Annotated in this window: 21 protein-coding genes, 1 tRNA gene and 1 other RNA gene; 5 read left to right on the forward strand and 18 right to left on the reverse strand. The window is 37.6% G+C overall.

Annotation, left to right across the window (positions count from 1 at the left end; all coding sequences use genetic code 11):
- Positions 1–244: 244 nt before the first annotated feature.
- The 6 genes from ACFY5C_RS40730 to ffs all read right to left on the reverse strand — a co-directional run bounded on the left by ACFY5C_RS40730 (position 245) and on the right by ffs (position 3958).
- Positions 245–517: a pro-sigmaK processing inhibitor BofA family protein gene (locus ACFY5C_RS40730; RefSeq protein ID WP_048391019.1), complete on the reverse strand. Its 273-nt coding sequence runs from the start codon at positions 515–517 to the stop codon at positions 245–247.
- 75 nt (positions 518–592) lie between these two features.
- Positions 593–808 carry a YaaL family protein gene (locus ACFY5C_RS40735; RefSeq protein ID WP_328025346.1) on the reverse strand — a complete coding sequence of 72 codons (216 nt, stop codon included), beginning with the start codon at positions 806–808 and terminating at the stop codon, positions 593–595.
- Between the two features lie 13 nt (positions 809–821).
- Complete coding sequence (gene recR / locus ACFY5C_RS40740; RefSeq protein ID WP_387256515.1) at positions 822–1418, reverse strand: recombination mediator RecR; 597 nt, start codon at positions 1416–1418, stop codon at positions 822–824.
- 11 nt (positions 1419–1429) lie between these two features.
- A complete protein-coding gene (locus tag ACFY5C_RS40745; RefSeq protein WP_004233957.1) occupies positions 1430–1744 on the reverse strand; it encodes a YbaB/EbfC family nucleoid-associated protein in 315 nt (104 codons plus the stop codon).
- 20 nt (positions 1745–1764) lie between these two features.
- Positions 1765–3549, reverse strand: coding sequence for a DNA polymerase III subunit gamma/tau (dnaX, locus tag ACFY5C_RS40750; protein ID WP_054548460.1), 1785 nt, complete (start codon positions 3547–3549; stop codon positions 1765–1767).
- Positions 3550–3690: 141 nt separating this feature from the next.
- Positions 3691–3958: signal recognition particle sRNA large type (ffs, locus tag ACFY5C_RS40755), an RNA gene on the reverse strand.
- A 168-nt stretch (positions 3959–4126) separates the two neighbouring features.
- Between ffs and ACFY5C_RS40760 the strand changes: the two genes are divergently transcribed.
- The 4 genes from ACFY5C_RS40760 to ACFY5C_RS40775 all read left to right on the forward strand — a co-directional run bounded on the left by ACFY5C_RS40760 (position 4127) and on the right by ACFY5C_RS40775 (position 7851).
- Positions 4127–4219 (forward strand) — tRNA-Ser (locus ACFY5C_RS40760).
- 186 nt (positions 4220–4405) lie between these two features.
- The gene (locus ACFY5C_RS40765; RefSeq protein WP_389455141.1) at positions 4406–5605 is read left to right on the forward strand and encodes an ATP-binding protein; all 1200 of its coding nucleotides are present in this window, start codon (positions 4406–4408) and stop codon (positions 5603–5605) included.
- On the forward strand, positions 5606–6484 hold the full coding sequence (locus ACFY5C_RS40770) for a response regulator (protein WP_048391012.1): 879 nt from the start codon (positions 5606–5608) through the stop codon (positions 6482–6484).
- A 92-nt stretch (positions 6485–6576) separates the two neighbouring features.
- Positions 6577–7851: a cation:dicarboxylate symporter family transporter gene (locus tag ACFY5C_RS40775; protein WP_016995246.1), complete on the forward strand. Its 1275-nt coding sequence runs from the start codon at positions 6577–6579 to the stop codon at positions 7849–7851.
- A gap of 45 nt (positions 7852–7896) precedes the next feature.
- Here ACFY5C_RS40775 and ACFY5C_RS40780 read toward each other — a convergent pair whose 3' ends face one another.
- The 10 genes from ACFY5C_RS40780 to ACFY5C_RS40825 form a co-directional block, all read right to left on the reverse strand.
- The gene (locus tag ACFY5C_RS40780; RefSeq protein ID WP_115674562.1) at positions 7897–8517 is read right to left on the reverse strand and encodes an RraA family protein; all 621 of its coding nucleotides are present in this window, start codon (positions 8515–8517) and stop codon (positions 7897–7899) included.
- A 99-nt stretch (positions 8518–8616) separates the two neighbouring features.
- The gene (locus ACFY5C_RS40785) at positions 8617–9543 is read right to left on the reverse strand and encodes a PAS domain-containing methyl-accepting chemotaxis protein (protein WP_389455143.1); all 927 of its coding nucleotides are present in this window, start codon (positions 9541–9543) and stop codon (positions 8617–8619) included.
- A 120-nt stretch (positions 9544–9663) separates the two neighbouring features.
- On the reverse strand, positions 9664–10191 hold the full coding sequence (locus ACFY5C_RS40790; protein WP_389455145.1) for a TIGR00730 family Rossman fold protein: 528 nt from the start codon (positions 10189–10191) through the stop codon (positions 9664–9666).
- Between the two features lie 89 nt (positions 10192–10280).
- A complete protein-coding gene (locus tag ACFY5C_RS40795; protein WP_004233968.1) occupies positions 10281–10949 on the reverse strand; it encodes a deoxynucleoside kinase in 669 nt (222 codons plus the stop codon).
- Complete coding sequence (locus ACFY5C_RS40800) at positions 10949–11620, reverse strand: deoxynucleoside kinase (RefSeq protein WP_206542473.1); 672 nt, start codon at positions 11618–11620, stop codon at positions 10949–10951. Before ACFY5C_RS40800 ends, ACFY5C_RS40795 begins: the two co-directional genes overlap by 1 nt.
- 162 nt (positions 11621–11782) lie before the next feature.
- Positions 11783–14194: a heavy metal translocating P-type ATPase gene (locus ACFY5C_RS40805; protein WP_387256517.1), complete on the reverse strand. Its 2412-nt coding sequence runs from the start codon at positions 14192–14194 to the stop codon at positions 11783–11785.
- Between the two features lie 81 nt (positions 14195–14275).
- On the reverse strand, positions 14276–14482 hold the full coding sequence (copZ, locus tag ACFY5C_RS40810; protein ID WP_048390996.1) for a copper chaperone CopZ: 207 nt from the start codon (positions 14480–14482) through the stop codon (positions 14276–14278).
- Between the two features lie 31 nt (positions 14483–14513).
- Entirely contained in the window at positions 14514–14846 is a 333-nt protein-coding gene (locus tag ACFY5C_RS40815) for a metal-sensing transcriptional repressor (protein ID WP_048390994.1), read from the reverse strand.
- A 66-nt stretch (positions 14847–14912) separates the two neighbouring features.
- A complete protein-coding gene (locus tag ACFY5C_RS40820; protein WP_004233977.1) occupies positions 14913–15866 on the reverse strand; it encodes a cation diffusion facilitator family transporter in 954 nt (317 codons plus the stop codon).
- 20 nt (positions 15867–15886) lie between these two features.
- Positions 15887–16222, reverse strand: a complete 336-nt coding sequence (locus tag ACFY5C_RS40825; RefSeq protein ID WP_004233978.1) for a metalloregulator ArsR/SmtB family transcription factor — start codon at positions 16220–16222, stop codon at positions 15887–15889.
- Between the two features lie 253 nt (positions 16223–16475).
- Here ACFY5C_RS40825 and tadA point away from each other — a divergent pair, with 253 nt between their 5' ends.
- Positions 16476–16961, forward strand: a complete 486-nt coding sequence (tadA, locus tag ACFY5C_RS40830) for a tRNA adenosine(34) deaminase TadA (RefSeq protein ID WP_048391025.1) — start codon at positions 16476–16478, stop codon at positions 16959–16961.
- 95 nt (positions 16962–17056) lie between these two features.
- Here tadA and ACFY5C_RS40835 read toward each other — a convergent pair whose 3' ends face one another.
- Together ACFY5C_RS40835 and brnQ are read right to left on the reverse strand one after the other, a co-directional pair.
- Positions 17057–18652, reverse strand: a complete 1596-nt coding sequence (locus tag ACFY5C_RS40835) for an amidohydrolase (protein ID WP_054548496.1) — start codon at positions 18650–18652, stop codon at positions 17057–17059.
- Complete coding sequence (gene brnQ / locus ACFY5C_RS40840) at positions 18649–19980, reverse strand: branched-chain amino acid transport system II carrier protein (protein WP_387256518.1); 1332 nt, start codon at positions 19978–19980, stop codon at positions 18649–18651. The genes ACFY5C_RS40835 and brnQ overlap by 4 nt, the downstream gene beginning before the upstream one ends.
- Positions 19981–20023: the final 43 nt, after the last annotated feature.

Genomic DNA, 20023 nt, shown 5'->3' on the forward strand with positions numbered 1-20023 from the left:
TGTTTGATGTCCAAAATTGTGTTTCGTTCACTAGCAAAACTAGCTACTTAAAACTTTATTGATTACGTTTTGCTTGTTCAGTTTTCAAGGTTCATATCGTTCACCGCTGTTTCAGCAGCAACTCTTATATAATACCACGCGCTACAAACTGTGTCAACAATAATTTTGAAATTATTTTCCGTTTCAATCAGTTGTACTAGCGACTTTTATAACTATACCATAATCTTTTTATATTGCAAGCCTTTTATAAAATAAATATTAAAGCTGTTATTCCTAAGACACCAGGAATACCTAAAACAGCGATTGTTAAGACCGAAAACAGATTGATTGGCACATTATATCCTATATAACCAATACCTAAATGGATTACGAATAATAGTAGAAAAGCAAATGCAAATCTAAACCAAAACACCGATAATCCTTCTAAGATCTTACCCAATTTAGCATGTCTTATTATTACATAAAGAAAAAGAAGCCCGACAGGAATACAAATACTCATAATTACTAACCCAGACATATAGTTGCCTCCTCAATTAAATAATTATGAAAGTTTATGTTTCCTGTTTTGCTTCTATGAATATTTTACAGAGAACTATTTTATTAATACCTTACGAATTCTAGCTTCCTTAAACAAATAGAAATGAATACTTTCTGCTGTTTTGCGTTGAGCAATTACACCTAGGTCATAATCATCCATTAATTCTTCTATTATCTTTGCCTGTTGTAAATCCTCTTTTGTTTCTTTCATCAGATTCACAAGCTTATCATCGAATTCTTTTTTTAATTTCCCTTTACTACGGAAGAACATACTAATCCCTCACTCATAAGTCGCGTCGGCCTTCCATTGCCTTTGATAGCGTAACCTCATCTGCATATTCTAGATCTCCACCTACTGGCAATCCATGAGCAATACGGGTTGTACGAATGCCAGACGGTTTGACAAGGCGAGAAATGTACATAGCGGTTGCCTCACCCTCGATTGTTGAATTTGTAGCTAAAATAAGTTCTTGGACACTTTCATCTTGCAAGCGCACTAGCAAAGAAGCAACATTAATGTCTTCTGGACCAATACCATCCATTGGTGAAATTGCTCCTTGAAGTACATGGTACATACCGTTGTAGTCACGCATTTTTTCCATTGCAATCACATCTTTTGTATCTTGTACAACACAAATAATAGAATGATCTCGCTGCTTATCTGTACATATGTGACATGGATCTACATCTGTTATATTGCCACAAACAGAACAGTAGCTTAGGTTTCGTTTAGCATCAATCAGTGCTTTAGAGAAAGATAATACATCATCTTCCTTCATTGTTAACACAAAAAACGCCAGACGAGCCGCAGTTTTCGGCCCGATACCTGGCAATTTCATAAAACTATCGATCAATTTAGATATTGGTTCTGGGTAGTACATATGAATACCTCCTAGAATGGAAGGTTTAAGCCTTGCGTGAATTTACCCATAGTTGAGTTTGTTTTTTCTTCTACTTTTTTCAACGCTTCATTTGTTGCAATAACAATTAGGTCTTGTAGCATTTCGATGTCTTCTGGGTCTACTACAGATTCATCCAGATTTACTGAAACTACTTCACGCTGACCAGAAACTGTTACTTTCACCATACCGCCGCCTGCAACACCTTCGAATTGCTCAGCATTTAAAGCTTCTTGTGCCTCCATCATTTCCTTTTGCATTTTTTGCATTTTTTTCATCATACCTTGCATATTTCCCATTCCACGCATAAATGTTTCCTCCTAAAAATTTAATCTTCAATAATTTCAACAAAATCTTTACCAAAGAGCTTTTCAGCCTCAGTCACAAGTGGATCTTGTGAAGCAAGAGGTTGGGCATCATCGATAAATGGTTCTTCTGGCATTTCTGCCGGTGGTGGCTCTAATAATTCTTCTCCATGCTCTGATTCAGTCTGTGATTTCTTTTGCTGCAGACCATGATCACGAATAAACTCTTCACGCATTTTTAACCATGATTCTTCTGGTATGCATAGCATCTCGTACATTGTACCAGTTTGCCCTGCAATTAATTGTGTAAAGTGAGCCTTTAAAGACTGGTTGTCGGCAACCATCTGACAATGAATATCATACTTGAATTTTAACACAAAAGCACTTGAAGATGCCGCAACAGGTTCGGCTTCTGCTAAAAGAGCAGATTGTGATTTTTGCATTTGACTTAAGGCCTGCGCCCAAATGGACTTAATGCGTTGCACATCTTGCTTTGTGGCATCTTTCAGCACTTCCTGAATACGACCTGTAGGTGCTTTATAACCATTCGGACTTTTAGCTCGGGGCCGTTGCTCTTTTTGTGCTGTCGGCGTTTGCACTGGAGTCCCCGTTTGCAGTTGTAAGGATAGTTGCTGAACCAGCTGTTCAAGAGCCACAATTTTTTGAGTGAGATCAGGGTTTTCTCCCATTTCATTTGTAGTCACCGTTTGATGGGCTATCCCTCCTGAAAACTGTACCATTTTAAGCAAAGCCGTCTCTAAATAAATTTTGGTATGGTGAGAGAAACGCATCTCTTGCTGTGTCTTTGCCAGTATATCAATATACCCATAAAGCATATTTGGTGCAAATTCGTGTGCTAAAGTGAATACACGTTCCTCAGGAGATACAAGCTCTAAAAGTTCAGCTAAATCATCACTTGTTTGAAGTAATAATAAATCGCGGAAAAATGTAATTAAATCCTCTGAGAGCCGCAAAGGGTCCTTACCGTCAGCTATAAGTTGCTCTAAAAGGGCAAGCATTTGCGCAACATCTTTTACTTTAAGTGCCTCCGCAAGATCATAAAAAACATCCTGACTAATAGAACCTGTAACTAATAACGTATCCTCAAGTTTTAATTTTTCGCCACTAAAAGACACAACTTGGTCCAATAAGCTTAAAGCATCACGCATTCCCCCTGCGGCTGATTGTGCAATCACCTTTAAACCTTGTTCTTCATATGGCAAGTCAATATCTTCCAAAACAACCTTCATACGTTCAATAATATCATTAGTAGAAAGTCGTTTAAAATCAAAACGCTGACAACGAGAAATGATCGTAGCAGGCAATTTATGAGGCTCTGTAGTTGCTAAAATAAACACAGCATGAGGAGGTGGTTCTTCCAACGTTTTTAAAAGAGCGTTAAAAGCGCTTGTAGAAAGCATATGCACTTCGTCTATGATGTACACCTTATATCTACTGCTTGCGGGAGCAAAACGAACCTTTTCTATGATATCCCTAATCTCTTCAACACGTGAATTTGAGGCTGCATCAAATTCAATTACATCTGGATGAGAACCATCTGTAATACTCATGCATGTAGCACATTCATTACAAGGCTCTTTCGATGGTGCATGTTCACAATTCAAGGCCTTCGCAAAGATTTTAGCAGTACTTGTTTTCCCTGTACCACGGGGCCCAGAAAACAAGTAAGCGTGTGTTGTTTTATTTGCTAGGAGAGCATTTTGTAGCGTTCTTTTGACATGTGTTTGACCAGACATTTCTCGAAAAGATTGTGGTCGATACACACGGTAAAATGCTTGATACGTCACTGATTTCCTCTCTCCTTCTCCATTTAATTGAATAGTTTTATTATAGCATTTGCAGCATTATATAGAAAATGAAGATGCTAAATTTAAAATAAAAAAGCATCCGCCTATAATAGACGGATGCTTTGAATTGGCAATTTAATGCCGTGCACCTTTCCTTGACAGCCGCACATAAGCGTTACTCTTGTCGTTAGCTCAGATTAGGCAACCCCGCGGCACATGAATAAGACCACTTAATGCTGCTTCCTTCCGGACCTGACATGGTTCATGGGTATCCATTGCGCAGGACCCAATCGTCAACACTACGTGCAAAAGGCAGACCAAACAATACGGACAGCCTCGAAAAAGGAATTCAGTCTCGCTAGAGCGGATTGCGAGTTACAGGACACCGCTACCTTCCCACCTAGCACGGCAATAACTAGTATACTGACTGTTTGTATAAAATGCAACTTAATGCACAAATTATTTATTTCTAAGTGACGATTTAAACATTATATATTTTTTCAAAAATTATCTTGACGTTCGTTTCTAGTTATGATAAATTTATTTTTGTCGATAAGACAGTAAAGCAATATAACATGGAGGTATACCCAAGTCTGGCTGAAGGGATCGGTCTTGAAAACCGACAGGCGGGTAACACCGCGCGGGGGTTCGAATCCCTCTACCTCCTCCAGTTTTAAATTTCCGACTACGAATGTAGCCGTTTTTTTTTGCCCAAATTGTATGTATTACTTGTTAGATACCACTTCCGCCTCGGTTGTGGTATTTTTTATTATATCAATGATGGGAGGTTGTTGAATTGCAATCGAAATTACTTATGACGCGTGCTTCCCTTACTTGGATTTTCATTATTGCTGTTATGACCGCAGTAGGTAGTGAAATTAAAATTATGCCTTTTGCTAATACAACTTTCCGTTTTGGTTTAGGAACCATTGTCTTCTTTTTATGCACATTAATTAAACCTACACCAATTATTTTAGCCGGTGTAGCTACCAGTATTGTGACAACTATTTTTCGGGTTATTAATTCAACAATACATGATGTTCCGATTGCCGAGAGTATATTTAACCATTTACCAGCTGGTTTATTTTATGTATTGTTTGCAGTATGCCTGCAAATTTTAGATATTCAACAATACAGAGAAAAACCACTAAAACTTGGTTTACTCGTTGCTTTTAGTGAGGTTATCAGTAATTTAGCTGAACAAATTTTCCGCTTTTTTGTCCAAACATATACTTTTTTATTTCTCCATGATCTCTTGATCCTATTAGCGGTAGCATTATTACGAAGCTTTTTTGTAGTAGGGATTTACAGCTCTATTTTGATAGCTGAACAAAAAAAACGGGTACAAGAAATGCTGAATATTGGATCTGATCTCTATGTGGAGACACTATATTTAAAAAAATCAATGAATCATATTGAAACAATTACAGGTAGTGGTTATGAATTATATCGTCAGTTAAAGACACTAGGTTTTCGAGCGGAAAGTTTACAAGCACTTCATATTGCCCAGGAAATCCATGAAGTGAAAAAGGATTCTCAACGGATATATGCTGGTATTTCAAAGATTGTCGGTGAAAAGAGCTTTGGCCCTTTTGTATTATCTGAATTATTGCATTATATTGAAGAAGGTAATAGGAAATATGCAGAATTACTCGGTAAGGAAATACAATTTAATACATGTATAGACTTCGATTTTCAAACGAAAGATCATATTGCACTCCTTGCTCTATTAAATAATTTATCAGCCAATGCTGTTGAGGCTATTGAAAAGCAAGGGATCATTTCTATTGCTATTGAGCGCCAAGAGGATAATACTGTAATAACCGTATGTGATAATGGACAAGGGATTTCACAAGCAGATATTTCTGTTATTTTTGAACCTGGATACACCACTAAATTCAATGTTGATGGTGTTGCAGCAACTGGCATTGGGCTTTCACATGTTGCTGAACTAGTAGAAAAATTAAAAGGCTCAATAACCGTTGAATCAAACAATCAATACACAATGTTTAAAATCATAATTCCTACGCAAACTATTCAAACGGGAGAGACTTAAATGAGGTATTTTATTGTAGATGATGATCGTGCAAGTCGTGTTATGTTAAAGCAAATTATTGAAGATAGCGGGTTAGGAACAGTTATTGGTGAGGCTCGCAATGGTGAGGATGCCATTCCACAAATTTTAATGACACAGCCAGAGTTTGTGCTTATTGATTTACTGATGCCTAAGCTTGATGGCATAGCAACTGTGGAACAACTTATGCAAAATCGTTTCGAGGGACAATTTATTATGATTTCACAGGTAGTGAATAAGGAAATGGTTGGCGAAGCATATGAGCAAGGAATTGATTTCTTCATTCATAAACCAATCAATCGTATTGAAGTCGAAAATGTTTTGAAAAAAACAACTGAACAATTTCGACTTAAAAATTCACTATTAGTGATACGTCAATCACTTACAAATATTGAGTTAAGTGAACAAAAGACTCATAAAGCTACATCACGAGACCATATTCAATCTATTTTGAATGATATGGGGATTGTCGGGGAAATTGGTAGTGAGGATATCATTGCCATTATAGAAACATTACTTGCTCACCAGCACAAGATTGCCCCCCTTCCTCCATTAAAAGAGCTTTATGAAGAAATTGCAGCTGTGACCAAGGCTACGCCAGATGAAATTTTAAAAGAGAGTAAAGCCATCGAGCAGCGTGTGCGTCGTACAATATTAGCTGCCATGATTAATCTCGCTAATTTAGGGGTTGTTGATTACACAAACTCAGAATTCGAGTACTATGCCCCTCGCTACTTTGATTTTAAAGAAATTCGTCAGCTCATGACACAGATTGAAGATCACGATAATCGTAAAGCAAAGGTAAATATTAAGAAGTTTATTCAAGTGTTATATTCAGACATTTTAACAAAAGTAAATTAATTTTCTCGGATTTTGTCGGATTCCATAAGTCCTCCGTATTATTAAAGTAAGGCGTGTCCTAAAAATTTAATATTAGGGGAGGTACAAAGGATTTGAAAAAGAAATTTAAAGTCAGTTTAGCCGCTCAGATTTTAATCGGTTTGATTTTAGGGATCATTGTTGGCGGTATCTTTTACGGAAATCCCAAAATTGAGACATATCTACAACCATTAGGGGATATATTTTTACATCTTATTAAGATGATTGTTGTACCAATTATTATTTCGACATTAATCGTTGGTGTTGCTGGTACTGGAGATATGAAGCAGCTTGGACGATTAGGCGGGAAATCTATAATTTACTTTGAGATTATTACTACAGTTGCAATCGTAGTTGGATTACTTTCCGCAAACATTTTCCAACCTGGTGCAGGTCTTAACATGAATGAATTATCTCAAGGAGATATTTCGAAGTATGTATCAACAACTGAGGAAGTTCAGCATGAGGGACCATTTGATATCATTGTAGGCATTGTCCCAACAAATATTATTCAGTCAATGGCTGAAGGTAATATGCTAGCAATTATCTTCTTCTCAGTTATTTTCGGTTTAGGGGTTGCTGCAGTAGGAGATCGAGGGAAACCAGTCTTAGACTTCTTCCAAGGGGTAGCAGATGCTATGTTCTGGGTAACAAACCTCGTAATGAAATTCGCGCCACTAGGGGTATTTGGTTTAATTGGTGTAACCGTTTCCAAATATGGGTTTGCTTCACTGGTTCCACTTGCCAAATTAGCAATTCTTGTTTATGCAACAATGCTATTCTTTATCTTTGTCGTTCTTGGACTTGTGGCAAAATTCGCAGGAATCAGCATCTTCTATTTAATTAAAGTATTAAAAGATGAGCTAATTTTAGCCTTCTCAACAGCAAGTTCTGAAGCTGTGTTACCACGTATTATGATGAAAATGGAGAAATTAGGGGCGCCAAAGGATATTGTATCTTTTGTTATACCTACCGGTTACTCCTTTAACTTAGATGGGTCAACACTATATCAAGCCATTGCAGCATTATTTATTGCACAAATGTACGGTATTCACCTAAGCATTGGTGAACAAATTACGTTAATGCTTGTATTAATGGTTACATCAAAAGGTATTGCAGGTGTACCAGGCGTATCATTCGTAGTACTTCTAGCAACTTTAGGTACTGTAGGTATTCCACTTGAGGGACTAGCCTTCATTGCTGGTATTGACCGTATTCTTGATATGGGACGTACAGTTGTTAACGTAATTGGTAACTCATTAGCGTCATTAGTAATGGCTAAATGGGAAGGCCGTTTCGATCGAGAAAAGATGAAAAATTACTTTAATGATAATGAAAATCTAGCGTAATTTAAAAAAATCCTCACGATGTTGGATGGCATCGTGAGGGTTTTTTTATTTTGCTAACACTTTATCTAAATAAGCGATAATTGATTCTTTTCCATTGGCATGTGCTTCTTGAGCGCGTTTTTCATCTTTTTCAAGCTTAGCCTCTGCCGCTACAACGATTTTTTCAGCATCTTGCTGTGGCACAACAATTACACCATCCACATCCCCAATAATATAATCACCAGGATGAACCGTAACTCCTCCAATGGCGATCGGTACATTTACTTGACCACCGCCGTTTTTATTGCCTGCTGCTACAGTAGTGCCCAACGAAAATACAGGGAAATTTAATTCGCGAATTGCTGCAATATCACGGATTACACCATCCACAACAAAACCTTGTACACCTATCCCTTTTGCTAAGGAGATCACAAAATCTCCAGCAACAGCTCGGTTTGTATTTCCTTTTGCATCAATTACTAAAATATCCCCTTCATTTGCAGCCCTAATCGCTTCCAAAACTGCCCCATTTTCACCATCTGGTAAACGTACAGTTACAGCTCGCCCAGCAACTTTAAAATGGTCTGCTAACGGCTTAATATCACTTCGCACATTGGTATGCCCACCAGTTGCATCTGAAATAGCTGTTGTTGGTAAATGCTGAAAGCTTACTTCCACTTTTGTCATACATAACACCCCTATTATGATTAATGACTTACACTAGTATTGTAAATAAAAAATATATCCTATTTCAATATATCTCGAAAATAGTAGTCATTATTAGAATTAAATAATTTCAATAAATTGCTTTGATTGCTCGTCTAAGGCTTCAGCAGCAGATGCTATTTCACTAAAGTCGTTTGCTGTGACAGTAATTTGTTCATTTGTTTTATCTATTTTTTCTGCTATTTTTGTAATACTATCAGTCACCTGACCAATTTCTCGCTCAATGCCCTCCACATTATCCTTCACTTCTGAAATAGATTGTTCAACTCTTACAGAAAGCTTACGTACCTCTTTCGCCACTACATCAAAACCTCTTCCATATTCTCCAGCCCTAGCGGCTTCAATAGCTGCATTTAATGCCAATAAATTAGTTTGTGAGGCAATTTCTTGTATAGTTTTGACAATCCCTTTAATAGAATCTGCTTGTTTCTGAAGCTGCACAAGATTACTTACATTTTCATTTGATTCCTTTGAAACCACTTTAATGGTTTCTAGTAGATCTTGGCTATTTTGAATGCCCGCCTCTGAACGCTGGTAAAGCTTATTAGACATGCCCTTCAACTTGTCGGCAACACTAACTATCTCATGTTGGCGTTCGGTGATATTGGTAGCTATTTTGGATACACCTATTACTTTTCTTGTATTATTTGCGAAGACAGGCATATATGTCGCTTCCAGCCAAATTATATTACCTCTAGCATCAATTCTTTCTATTTTGTCCTGATAGCTGTTTCCTGCCGTTAGGTGACGCCAAAATTTATCGTACTCCATACTATTAACGAAATCTGGCAAACAAAAGTCTTTATGATGTTTTCCTAGCATTTCCTGCACTGTATAGCCTAATGTTTGAGCAAATAGTTCATTGACATACGCTACTCTTCTATCCATATCGAAGCGGATAATAGCTATATTGCGTTCAATAGCCTGTACTACTAAATCATCGGTTACTTGAGCCTCTATACTATGCATAAAGAACACCCCATCCATTACTAGTTTTTTACTTAAAATTTAATTATTTTACTTTTATATTACATTAATTATGCCTCAGTGTAATTGCAGCAGATGTTAGTGTACCTGCTGCATCAAGATAAAAAACATGGAGAATGTTCATCCATGTTTTTTTAATAAACGTAAAATCCCTTCAGAGGTAGCCGCTACACGTAAGAACTTCTTTTGCTCTGCACGTATAAAGCCTTCCTCTAGCATTGTTTTAAAATGCTGTATAAGTGCATCATAGAATCCATGGACATTATATAAAATAACAGGTTTTGTATGAAGTCCAATCTGAGCCCAAGTAAATACCTCAAAATATTCATCTAAAGTCCCTGCGCCACCTGGCAGAGCAATAAAAGCATCTGCTAACTCGGCCATTTTAGCTTTACGAATATGCATAGAGTCTACAATATGAATTTCTGTTAATGAGGCATGGGCCAATTCACGCTTTTGTAAATGTGTTGGCATCACACCAATCACTTCTCCTCCAGCTGCTAAAACAGCATCGGCTACCTTCCCCATTAGGCCTGTTTTAGAACCACCATAGACAACTCCGTGACCGTTTTTTGCCAGTGCTGTACCAAGCTCAGCAGCTTTCTCTGCATAAATAGGGCTTTTACCCAAACCGGATCCACAATACACTGCGATTCTTATAATAATCCCTCCTATTCAAAAAACGTGAAACAATCGGCTATATATTGTCTCACGTTTTTTGGTCATTTATTTTACTTTTATTTTCGTAAATGGCTTGTTTGTTTTAGCATATGACTGATACGGCTTACAATTGATTCAATGGCATCAGGATTTTTTAATAAATCATAATCATTAATATCTAAACGTAGAACTGGACAAGAATTAAAATTATTTATCCAATTTTCATAGCGTTCATGCATTTCTATCCAATAATCATTCGGTGTTTGTTGCTCCATTGTACGTCCTCGCTCTTGAATACGCCCAATAACTGCATCAATAGGTCCTTCAAGATAGACAAGCAAATCTGGATGTGGGAAATAAGGTGTCATCACCATTGCATCAAACAAATTTGTATAAGTCTCATAATCTGTTGGGCTCATTGTTCCTTTATCATAATGCATCTTAGCAAAAATGCCAGTATCCTCATAAATAGAACGATCTTGTACAAATCCTCCACCATATTCAAAAATACGCTTCTGTTCTTTAAAACGCTCTGCTAAAAAGTAGACCTGTAAATGAAAGCTCCATTTTTCAAAGTCCTCATAAAATTTATCAAGGTATGGATTTGTGTCTACTTTCTCGAACGAGGTACGAAAGTTCAGTGCCTCTGCTAAAGCCTTTGTCATCGTCGATTTTCCTACCCCAACAGTACCTGCAATCGTAATAACCGTTTGTGGTGGAATATCGTACTTCTCTCTTAAATTCATTATTGCAAACTCCTTTGTTGTAACGTATCTTTAATTATTTTTAAAACATGATTTAAATCATTGGGATTTTTTACAAAATCAAGCTGATCTCCATTAAATCGAATAACTGGAATTTCGGGATGCATGCTTTCAAAATGCTCGATAAAAGAATGATAGTCGGCCACAAGCTGCTCCATGTAATCACGTGAAATCATCTTTTCAAACTCTCGCCCTCGCATGGCGATACGCTTCATTAATGTCTCAACGCTGGCATATAAATAAACCACTACATTTGGAACAGGCATGTCTTTCGTTAAAATTCTATAGATCTCTTCATACTTCTCGTATTCAGTTGGTGCCAATGTACGCTTCGCAAATATTAAATTTTTAAAAATATGATAGTCTGCTACAACAGGTTTGGCATGTGCTAAACGAAATTTTTTAATATCGGTTAGTTGCTTATAGCGATTACAGAGGAAGAACATTTCCGTTTGGAAACTCCACTCCTCAATGTTTTCATAAAACTTATTTAAAAAAGGGTTTTCGTCTACAATTTCTTTTAATAGATGGTAATTAAATGTCGCTGCTATCTCTTTCGATAAAGAGGTTTTACCAACACCAATCGGACCTTCTACCGTAACAAATGGAACCGTCACCAGAAGCTCCTCCTTTTGTTCTATGGATTCGATCATTGTGTCCTACATAAAATGAATCAGTACCTTTCATTTTATCATAGTAGGAAAATGAAAAACAGAATCAACCTATTGTTCTAGTAAATTTACCTGGGATATTCTTCTCATGATGACATAGAAAAAAGACATCGAGAATCTACTTCCCGATGCCTTTATACTTATTTATAATTTCACTCGTTGTAAACGAAGTGCATTTAATACGACCGAAACTGAACTAAAGGCCATCGCTGCGCCTGCTACCCATGGAGCAAGCAGACCGAGTGCAGCAATTGGAATACCTAATGTATTATAAGCAAATGCCCAAAATAGATTTTGTTTAATATTACGCATTGTTTTTCTACTCATTAGAATGGCATCCGCGATACTATTTAAATCTCCACGAATAAGCGTAATATCTGCAGCTTCCATTGCCACATCTGTCCCTGTACCAATTGCCATCCCAATATTCGCTGTTGCTAAGGCAGGTGCGTCATTAATACCATCACCAACCATCGCTACTTTTTTCCCTTGGGCTTGAAGTTTTTTCACTTCATCAGCTTTACCTTCTGGTAAGACTTCTGCAATAACATGATTCACGCCTACCTCTGTTCCAATTGCTTGAGCAGTACGCTCGTTATCACCAGTCATCATGATGACCGTAATACCCATATCCTGTAAACGACGAATAGCTTCTTTTGATGTATCTTTCACGGTATCAGCCACAGCTACTAAACCTGCATATTGCCCATTAATGGCTGCTAACATGGCTGTCTTACCATTTCGTTCTAGTTGCTCCATTGTTGGTAAAATATCATTAATATGAATACCATATTGTTGCATTAATTTACGTGTGCCAATGATAACACCTTGACCTGAGACAGTTGCCTGCACACCATAACCCGGTATTGCTTCAAAGAATTGAACGTCACCTAAAGCTATGCCGCGTTTTTCTATGCCTTGAACAATGGCTTCTGCTAGTGGATGCTCTGACTGCTTCTCTGCTGCTCCGATTAAGGATAAAAAGCGTGCTTCATCTTGCTCTGGCGCTAACAGAACATCTGTAAGCTCAGGTTTACCATGTGTCACTGTTCCTGTTTTATCTACAACAACTGTATCTATGCCTTGTGTTTGCTCTAAATGTTCTCCACCTTTAAATAAAATACCAAACTCAGCTGCACGTCCAGAGCCTGCCATTATTGAAGTTGGTGTTGCTAACCCAAGCGCACATGGACAAGCAATGACAAGAACTGCGATTAATACCTCTAAAGCAGGTGTAAATTCCCCTGGACGGACCCAAATAATCCAAATTAAAAAGGTTACAATGGCTATGCCAACAACAATAGGTACGAAAATCCCTGAAATCTGATCTGCTAAACGTTGAATAGGTGCTTTCGATCCTTGAGCATCTTCGACCACTTTAATAATTTGTGCTAATGCTGTATCACGTCCAACCTTTGTTGCAGTCATTTTAATAAAACCATTTTTGTTAATAGTTGAGCCAAATAATAGATCACCTTGCTTTTTATCAACTGGTAGACTTTCTCCTGTTAGCATCGATTCATCAACAGCTGTTGTCCCCTCTATTACCTCACCATCTACAGGAATTTTTTCACCTGGTTTCACTAAAATAATATCGCCAATGATAACTTCTTCTAATGGTACCTCCTTTTCTATACCGTCACGTACAACGATTGCTGTCTTTGCCTGAAGTCCCATTAGTTTTTTTATGGCTTCAGATGAGCGTCCTTTTGCCTTTGCCTCAAACAATTTACCTAGTAAAATAAGTGTAATTAATACAGCACTCGTTTCAAAATAAAGATGTGGACCGTGATGTGATCCTATCGTTACAATCGCTTGATAGACACTATAGAAATAGGCCGCTGATGTCCCCATCACAACAAGCACATCCATATTTGCACTACCATTGCGTAATGCTTTATATGCCCCTACATAAAATTGTTTACCAATAATAAATTGCACTGGCGTAGCCAATACCATTTGGACCCATGGATTCATTAGAAATTCTGGAACATATAAAAATGACGTAAAGGAAAAATGACCAACCATCGTCCAAAGCAGTGGTAAAGAAAGTATAGCCGATAAAATAAATTTATGTTGTTGCTGTTTGATAGCTTTTTCACGATGATCCTCTGTTTCCTGCTCATCTGCCTTTTGATGTGCCCCATAGCCTAGCTTCTCAACTTTTGTAATGATATCTGCGATGGATACTTCCGAAGGATTAAACTCGATCATCGCTTTTTCCAGTGCTAAGTTGACATTAGCAGAGGAAATACCACTTAGTTTATTTAACCCTTTTTCAATGCGAGTCGCACAGGCTGCACATGTCATACCTGTAATATCAAGTTCAGCTTTTTGTTTAACAATACCATAGCCAAGTGCTTCTATTTTCTTTTCAAAATCTGCTTCACTTAGTTTAGTTGGGTCATATTTAATAGATGATTTTTCAAGTGCTAAATTTACTGTTGCATGTTCTACACCATCCATTTTATTTAAACCTTTTTCTATTCGAGTGGCACAGGCCGCACATGTCATCCCTGTAATTTGCAAATTAGCTTCCTTATGATAAGAACTCATTTACCTTTCACCTCTCCTTATACCGACTAGGGGTATATATTTTTAAAAATAAGAGAGTGCCACAGAAGCACTCTACAAATTTTATTTTACTTCATAGCCTTGATCATCAATTGTCTCTTTAATTTGATCAAGTGATACTTGTGCATCGTCAAATGCAACCTCAACTAAACCTTCTGCTAAATTTACTTTTACTTGTTCAACACCAGCTAAAGCACCAACGTTTTTTTCAACTGCGTTTACACAATGACCACATGACATTCCTTGTACGTTTAATGTTACGTTTTGCATAATAAAATCTCTCCTTTTGTATGTTTTCAATCTATTTTTTCATTAACTTTTGAATCGTTATTACTAACTCATCTAATACTGCTTCATCGCCCTCTGATAGACGATCCACAACACAGCCCTTTAAATGACCTTCTAATAATATTTTTGCCACACTATTTAATGCAGATTGTGTAGCAGATAGTTGCGTAATAATATCATCACAGTAAACGTCTTTATCAATCATTCCCTTAATACCACGAATCTGACCTTCAATTCGATTTAAGCGAGTTGTTAAATCCTTTTTCACACGCTCAGGGTGATGACTTTTTCGGCAAGACGTAGCTTCCTCTGTATGACAAGCTTCTTCTTTTACTGTCTCCTCCATTCACTACACCTCCTATTTGTAATTATCATACTATACCTAAGAAGGGTATGCAAGTCATAAAAAATTTTATTTTTCATCGTGATGATGTTCATGGTCATTTTCTAATTTACATAAAATAGAATTATCATGTCGATGTAAGGATGTTTCTAATTGAATTGTTACATGCTTAATGCCCTTATGTTGAAGATTATGTTCAATTTTCCGCAAGATATGCTCACTCTCAGCTATTTTCAATTGATCATTTACAACCGCATGACAGGATAATGCATTCGTTCCACTAGTAATTGTCCAGATGTGTAAATCGTGGATACTTTCTATTCCATCAGTCTGCTCTATTAACTGAATAATCTCCTGAACATCTACATTTGAAGGTGTCCCCTCCATTAAGACATGAATGGAGGCTTTTGTGACATGGTAGCCACTTCGTACGACCAATAATGCAACAATAACGCTTGCAAGAGGATCTGCCCAGCCCCAGCCAAAAAACATAATTAATAGTGCCGCAACAATAGCTCCTACAGACCCTAGCATATCACTTAGTACATGTAAAAATGCTCCGCGCATATTTAAATTATCCTTTGTATCACTTCCACGCATCATAATCCAGGCAACTAAAATGTTTACGAACAAACCAATTATACTAATTATAAGCATTCCAGTTGTAGCTACTTCTGGTGGGTTTGTAAATCGTTCAATTGCTTCATAGAAAATAAATAATGCGATTCCTATTAATGTAATGCCATTCAATACTGCAGCTAGAATCTCAAATCGTTTATAGCCGTATGTCTTACTATAGCTTGCAGCTTTTTCCCCAAACATAAAAGCTAACATTGCTATGCCTAAAGAGATAGAGTCGCTTAACATATGCCCTGCATCTGATAAAAGAGCCAAACTATTTGTTAAAAAGCCACCAATGGCTTCCACTACCATATACCCTGTAATAATAATAAATGACAGTAATAATACCTTTTTATTTGCACCATGTGTATGATCATGGCCATGGTCGTGTTGATGTCCCATTGTTATTCCCCCATTTCATTTTAGTTATGAGCCGCATGCTCAATAGCCTGCTTCAATAAATTCATAATGTGATCATCGTCCTTAGAATAATATATGGTTGTTCCTTCTCTCCTAAATTTCACCAATCTTAAATTTTTAAGAAAGCGTAATTGGTGGGAAACGGTTGATTGGCCTAAATCTAAAATTTCTGCAATATCATTAACAGAATGTTCATCTGAACAAAGTAAGTTTAAAATACGAATTCGTGTTGGATCACTCAAGGCTTTAAAAGTCTGAGATACTACAAATAATGTCTCTTCATCTAAATGCTGATCAATATTTTTTTGCATTTCTGAACTGTTTAATTTTTCATCCATAGAAGTTTACCCCATTCTTCAATATTTATATATGATCATGTGTTCATATATAAATATATATGGATATATAAGGAATGTCAACAAGTATTTATGCTTCGACATATTACATATCAATCGCTTACGCATGGCTGCAATGATTTTAGATGAATATAACATCCGAAAAGAAGTTAAAAGTAGCAATTACCAATTCAGCACGCTACACTACTGTTAAGGAGAGATATGAGTGGATATTTTTGACGCAGATCGTTTATTTATGAAACAAGCATTAGAGGAAGCTCAACAGGCTGCATTACTTGGGGAAGTACCAATTGGTGCAGTACTTGTTTATGAAGGAAAAATCATTGCACGTGCGCATAATTTAAGAGAAACAACGCAAAATGCAACAACACATGCGGAGCTGTTAGTGATTCAAGAAGCCTGCAAAAAAATAGGGAGTTGGCGACTGGAGGATACTACTCTTTATGTTACATTGGAGCCTTGTCCAATGTGTGCAGGAGCCATTCTCCAATCACGTGTACCCCGAGTTGTTTATGGGGCAAGAGATCAAAAAGCTGGCTGTGTAGATTCTCTTTACCATTTATTAAATGATGAACGCTTTAATCATGAATGTGATGTAACAGAAGGGATTTTAGCCGAGGAATGTGGTCAAATTTTAACAGACTTTTTTAAGGCATTACGAGACCGTAAAAAAGCTGAGAAAAAAGCACGATTAGCTTCCAACGATGTAAATGGTCTTTAAAGAAGGTGCCTCCTAATGAGACACCTTCTTTAATATTTAAGGGAATGGCGATATATATGAAATATGTCGTAGCAGCGACCATCTTCATAACTAATTTATTGAGCTTGAATAGTGGATTGTGTAAAAACACATTCTCCTTCGATATATGTAGCGAATGGTTTTACATGCATAAGCTGGTTATGTGAAAGCGTCAACAAATCGTCTGTTAGTACAACAAAATTAGCTTCATAGCCCTCTTTTAACTGACCAACGTTCTCCATACGAATCATCGTCTTGGCATCAACTGTGTATAGCTGTAATGCCTCCTCTACAGAGATTTTTTCTGCGGTACCTAAATCTGTTCCATCATAGGCTGTTCGTGTAACAGCTGCTTGTATCGTAACAAAGGGATTAGCCGCTTCTGCCCATGATGTAGCAGGCGCATCTGAAGAGAGCGCTGTCGCAATCCCCCTCTTGAGAAATGTTTGTACACCATATAATGTCTGTGTTTTTTCTAGCCCTAGATTCTCTAAATAACTCTCAATTTCACAAAATAAGAAGATGGGTTGTGGCACAAAGCCTATCCCCCATTCAGCAGCTTTTTGCAAGGCACTTTTAGATGGCATGGCTGCATGCTCAATACGAACAGACGGTGCATCTGTTAACCAAGCCTTTTCCTCATAAAATGTGTCGACAATTAGATCAATGGCTCTGTCCCCCATTGCATGAACCACTAATTGAATACCATATTCTTTTGCTACCGCAGCAGCCGCTAGCAGCTCCTCTTTCGAAGTCATCGCTATGCCTTTTTCATCACTTCCCAAAAATGGCTCAGAAACAAGTGCTGTACGGCCTGAAACACTGCCATCCGAAAATAGCTTAATGCCTCCGATATAGGCTCCTGCAGAACGATCAATAGTATTTGCTGTCAACAGCTCATATCGTTGAATATCTTCCCAGATATAATAAACTGCTACGCGTTGCTTAAAACCTTTTTCTCGGGCTTTACGATACAGGCCTAAATAATCAATTGGTGCTACCGTGGCCATTAATTCTGTAATACTTGTTACACCATAGGATGCCAAAGTTTGTGATAGCTTTAGAAGCCTTTTGACAATCTCTTCTTCAGATGGTGTAGGTAAATGCTGTAGTACTAGATTACGTGCATTTTCACGCAGTACGCCTGTAGGTTCTCCATTTTCATCCCGATCGATTTGTCCACCCTGTGGATCAAGCGTATCCTTCGTAATACCTGCGATTGCTAATGCTTTACTATTAACCGATATAATATGACCACATGTACGCATAACAATGACAGGTAACTCTGTAGAGGCACGGTCTAAGTCCTCTTTTAAAGGCGCTCTTTTTTCCTTTAGTTTCCCTTCATCATAGCCCCAGCCTAATAGCCATCCCCGCTGACTTGCATCATAGTTTGCTAATGCATTAATTATATCCTCAATAGAATAAATATATGGAGGTAAACAAGCCACTTGTTCCATAACATCCGCTAACATAATCGGATGCATATGAGCGTCAATAATCCCAGGAATAATGACCTTTCCTTGTAAATCTATTATTTCTCCCTGATAGGGGGGTAAATCTTCCTGTTGTCCAATCCAAAGTATCTTTCTTCCTTCGATTACCATAGCAGTTGCAGATGGCTGAATAGTATCTGCTGTATATATCTTTGCGTTACAAATAATTTGCATCATTTTTCAACTCCTATTTCTTCTATACCAAAAGTAGATTTTTCAGGATCTTCTGCTTTCAGCACCTTATGCAAAATAGTACCGATAATAAAGCCAACAATAGATGGCATAATCCAAGCAAATCCACTAGACTGCAATGGTAAATGCATGACCAACTGTGTCACACCAGGTATCGTAATTTCATAGCTAGCAAATGTTTCAACGACGCTTACTAGAAATGCAAATAGCACAGTTCCTTTATAGGCTCCTGCATTTGGGACAAAACGATCAAAGGCTCCCAGTAGCACAAGTACAATAATGACTGGATAAATTACCAAGAAAATCGGCAATGTAATTTCGACGATGGCACCTACACCTAAGGAGCCAATAGTTGCGCCTACTACACACATAATAAAGACCCACGTTCTATAGCCAAGCTTCTCTTTTGTTAGTTCATTTAAAAACTGTGAGGATATGACCATGACACCAATCGCTGATGTTAAGCAGGCAAAAACAACACATATAGCTAGTAACGCTTTACCCAAATTACCAATGACACTAAAGGCAATGCCCGCTAATAGTTCTGTATCACTGCCAGGATTTGTGATGATGCCACTACTTGTAGCCCCTAAATAGAGCAGGCCACCATATACTGCAATTAACCCTATTGCAGCAATAGCCATTCCACCAAGCGCGACCTTTTTAGATTGTTTCCCTTTATAGCCATAGCCCACTATTGCTGCTAAAAAGATTGGCGCACAAAGAATACCTGTTCCCACATCTCCTGTTTGATAGGCTGCTATTATGGAGTTGGCAAAAATCCTTTCTGCTCCTGTATTAATTGCCGCTCCTATTGGGTCTAATACCCCTTTACCAATGAGGATAATAAGGATAAGAACAAGAACAGGCGTCAACCATTTTCCAATCTTATCAATCACATTTGATTGGTCCATCGCAAAGTAAAAGCAAATCGCGAAAAATGCTAATACTGACACAATTAAAGGTACGTTCGGAATAATTTGTGATACTCCTAATTCATGAGTTGTCGCTGACATCCTCGGTATTGTGACAACCATCCCAATACAAACCATCATGACCGTATTAAAGGCTTTATAAAACCAATTTCCGATTGGTCTTGTGAGCGCTTCCACAGTTCCCCCAGTATTATAAATTGCATACACCGCAAGCACAGGTAAAATAACACCTGTTAAGCTAAAGCCCATCAGAGCGGAAATCCATGATTCCCCTGCACTATTTCCTATGGATGGCGGAAAGATTAAATTCCCAGCACCAAAAAATATAGCAAATAAGGCTAGCCCCACGATTATCGTATGCTGCATAACTTTAGACATATCCTCAACCCCTTTATAATCGTTTACAGAAGATTTATCTAAA

Origin of the sequence: Streptomyces sp. NPDC012935 (assembly GCF_042900345.1) — a bacterium.
Classification (GTDB): Bacteria; Actinomycetota; Actinomycetes; order Streptomycetales; family Streptomycetaceae; genus Streptomyces.

What these genes read in the sequence shown, in the direction of transcription:
- ACFY5C_RS40730 (WP_048391019.1), bottom strand. Translation starts at nt 517, where the DNA reads ATGTCTGGGTTAGTAATTATGAGTATTTGTATTCCTGTCGGGCTTCTT.
- ACFY5C_RS40735 (WP_328025346.1), bottom strand. Translation starts at nt 808, where the DNA reads ATGTTCTTCCGTAGTAAAGGGAAATTAAAAAAAGAATTCGATGATAAG.
- recR (WP_387256515.1), bottom strand. Translation starts at nt 1,418, where the DNA reads ATGTACTACCCAGAACCAATATCTAAATTGATCGATAGTTTTATGAAA.
- ACFY5C_RS40745 (WP_004233957.1), bottom strand. Translation starts at nt 1,744, where the DNA reads ATGCGTGGAATGGGAAATATGCAAGGTATGATGAAAAAAATGCAAAAA.
- ACFY5C_RS40765 (WP_389455141.1), top strand. Translation starts at nt 4,406, where the DNA reads ATGACCGCAGTAGGTAGTGAAATTAAAATTATGCCTTTTGCTAATACA.
- ACFY5C_RS40770 (WP_048391012.1), top strand. Translation starts at nt 5,606, where the DNA reads ATGAGGTATTTTATTGTAGATGATGATCGTGCAAGTCGTGTTATGTTA.
- ACFY5C_RS40780 (WP_115674562.1), bottom strand. Translation starts at nt 8,517, where the DNA reads ATGACAAAAGTGGAAGTAAGCTTTCAGCATTTACCAACAACAGCTATT.
- ACFY5C_RS40785 (WP_389455143.1), bottom strand. Translation starts at nt 9,543, where the DNA reads ATGGATGGGGTGTTCTTTATGCATAGTATAGAGGCTCAAGTAACCGAT.
- ACFY5C_RS40795 (WP_004233968.1), bottom strand. Translation starts at nt 10,949, where the DNA reads ATGAATTTAAGAGAGAAGTACGATATTCCACCACAAACGGTTATTACG.
- ACFY5C_RS40800 (WP_206542473.1), bottom strand. Translation starts at nt 11,620, where the DNA reads ATGATCGAATCCATAGAACAAAAGGAGGAGCTTCTGGTGACGGTTCCA.
- ACFY5C_RS40805 (WP_387256517.1), bottom strand. Translation starts at nt 14,194, where the DNA reads ATGAGTTCTTATCATAAGGAAGCTAATTTGCAAATTACAGGGATGACA.
- copZ (WP_048390996.1), bottom strand. Translation starts at nt 14,482, where the DNA reads ATGCAAAACGTAACATTAAACGTACAAGGAATGTCATGTGGTCATTGT.
- ACFY5C_RS40815 (WP_048390994.1), bottom strand. Translation starts at nt 14,846, where the DNA reads ATGGAGGAGACAGTAAAAGAAGAAGCTTGTCATACAGAGGAAGCTACG.
- ACFY5C_RS40820 (WP_004233977.1), bottom strand. Translation starts at nt 15,866, where the DNA reads ATGGGACATCAACACGACCATGGCCATGATCATACACATGGTGCAAAT.
- ACFY5C_RS40825 (WP_004233978.1), bottom strand. Translation starts at nt 16,222, where the DNA reads ATGGATGAAAAATTAAACAGTTCAGAAATGCAAAAAAATATTGATCAG.
- tadA (WP_048391025.1), top strand. Translation starts at nt 16,476, where the DNA reads ATGAAACAAGCATTAGAGGAAGCTCAACAGGCTGCATTACTTGGGGAA.
- ACFY5C_RS40835 (WP_054548496.1), bottom strand. Translation starts at nt 18,652, where the DNA reads ATGATGCAAATTATTTGTAACGCAAAGATATATACAGCAGATACTATT.
- brnQ (WP_387256518.1), bottom strand. Translation starts at nt 19,980, where the DNA reads ATGTCTAAAGTTATGCAGCATACGATAATCGTGGGGCTAGCCTTATTT.